This window comes from Shewanella sp. GutDb-MelDb (assembly GCF_002836075.1).
GTDB lineage: Bacteria > Pseudomonadota > Gammaproteobacteria > Enterobacterales > Shewanellaceae > Shewanella.
Genome location: NZ_PJBM01000068.1, coordinates 1 through 1913, shown reverse-complemented (window position 1 = coordinate 1913; position 1913 = coordinate 1). Strand labels below are relative to the sequence as shown.

1 protein-coding gene is annotated in these 1913 nt (G+C 41.9%); it reads right to left on the bottom strand.

The window, feature by feature from the left end; all coding sequences use genetic code 11:
* Positions 1 to 732: 732 nt before the first annotated feature.
* Positions 733 to 1881: an L-threonine dehydrogenase gene (gene yiaY / locus CXF82_RS01310; RefSeq protein ID WP_101090576.1), complete on the bottom strand. Its 1149-nt coding sequence runs from the start codon at positions 1879 to 1881 to the stop codon at positions 733 to 735.
* Positions 1882 to 1913: the final 32 nt, after the last annotated feature.

The window sequence follows — 1913 nt, the reverse complement described above, 5'->3', positions numbered from 1 at the left end:
ACCGCATATCCGATTGCCACACTTTCCCTAATGGTAATCGTAGATTTCAGAGCTTAACCATTAACTAATTTTTGTCCATAAACGTGCTGAAAGTGAGCAGGCTATAGGGTCACGGGCTCAATTTCTTTAAGGCGCCAGTCTTTGTCGCATCGATCAAAACTTAAGATGAGTTCAGTTCCTTTATCTGAAAACGTATAGATAAATGATCAAACTTTATTGAGTGCCGACAACGGACTCGCAGCATGGATGTTTCGCTTAAGCGTTCATAGATGAGTTAACATTTTTTGGTGGAATATTGAATAGCACGAGCTGTTGGTAAATGTAAAGGGGAGCATAGAGTGGAGGGATTGACTGAAAGGAAAAAGCCCACTCCGAGGAGTGGGCTTTTAAGCTGGCTTTAACTTTTGCAGGGAAAAAGCGAACACTTTAATTATATCGTAACTGTAGCAATTTGTATCATTAAAATCGATCGAAAACCACTTGAAATCGCCTATCTATAGGCTTTTTTACTGATTTTGAGATATTTGTATATCTGGAAATCTTCTCAAAGCACATCTCATAAAGAACTCGGCGTTAAGTTAAGTAGATTTTTTACTCAAGCTTTATAATCTGCTTTAAATTAAGCAGTAGATTGAAACGGCAATGAAAGATAACAAGCTCTGCCAAGGGAGTGTTGACAAGCTTGCTACCGCTTCACCTTTTACTTAACCAATACTCAGTTCAAGCCTAACGCTATAAAGCGTTAGTAAAGATCTGACAGATCTCTTCATGGGTTGCTTGTTTAGGGTTGGTGAATCCACAGGCATCTTTCAATGCATTGTCTGCTAGCGTTGGAATATCTTCAGCTTTTACACCAAGCTTTGTTAGGTTTTCTGGGATTTTGACAGCAACAGATAGCGCTTTAATTGCTTCTAATGCAGCTGCAGCTCCCTCTTCATCGCTCATTGCAATGACATCGACACCCATCGCTTTAGCAACGTCTTTTAAGCGTTCAGGTACCACTTGTGCGTTGTAGGCTTGTACATGCGGTAATAACAATGCGTTACATACGCCGTGTGGCAGGTCATAGAATCCGCCTAACTGGTGCGCCATTGCATGCACATAACCTAAACTCGCGTTGTTAAATGCCATGCCTGCTAAGAACTGTGCATAAGCCATTTGCTCACGTGCTTGAATGCTTTGACCATTTTCAACCGCTTCGACAAGGTTACCTTGGATAAGCTCAATGGCTTTAATCGCACAGGCATCCGTGATTGGGTTTGCAGCAATTGAAACATAAGCTTCGATTGCGTGAGTGAGTGCATCCATACCTGTTGCAGCTGTTAAGCCAGCAGGTTTGAGCAGCATCAATTCAGGATCATTAACGGATAAAAGTGGCGTTGTATTTTTGTCGACGATGGCCATTTTAATGTGGCGACTTTCATCAGTGATGATACAAAAACGCGTCATTTCACTTGCTGTGCCAGCTGTAGTGTTAATCGCGACAAGTGGTAGTTGTGGCTTAGTAGACACATCCAGACCTTCATAGTCTTTAATGCTGCCACCGTTAGTTGCCACTAATGCGATGCCTTTAGCGCAATCATGAGGAGAACCACCACCCAGAGAGATGACAAAGTCACAATCATTTGCTTTGAGCAGCTCAAGGCCAGCTTCAACGTTACCAATAGTCGGGTTTGGTTGTACACCATCGAATACTACCGCTGCAATACCATTGCTTGCGAGCTTATCCGTGACTTGAGCAACCAGTCCGATATTAACTAAAGGCTTGTCTGTCACAATTAGAGCATTCTTAAAGCCAAGATCTTTGATATCTGCAATAGCTTCGGTAACCGCGTCTTTGCCTAAGATATTGACAGATGGGATAAAAAATTTAGCAGCCATAAAATTCACCTATACGCTTAATGTTAAAAGTT

Bases quoted from the DNA above. Each gene is read 5' to 3' on its own strand.
- yiaY (WP_101090576.1), bottom strand. From the start codon at position 1,881: ATGGCTGCTAAATTTTTTATCCCATCTGTCAATATCTTAGGCAAAGAC.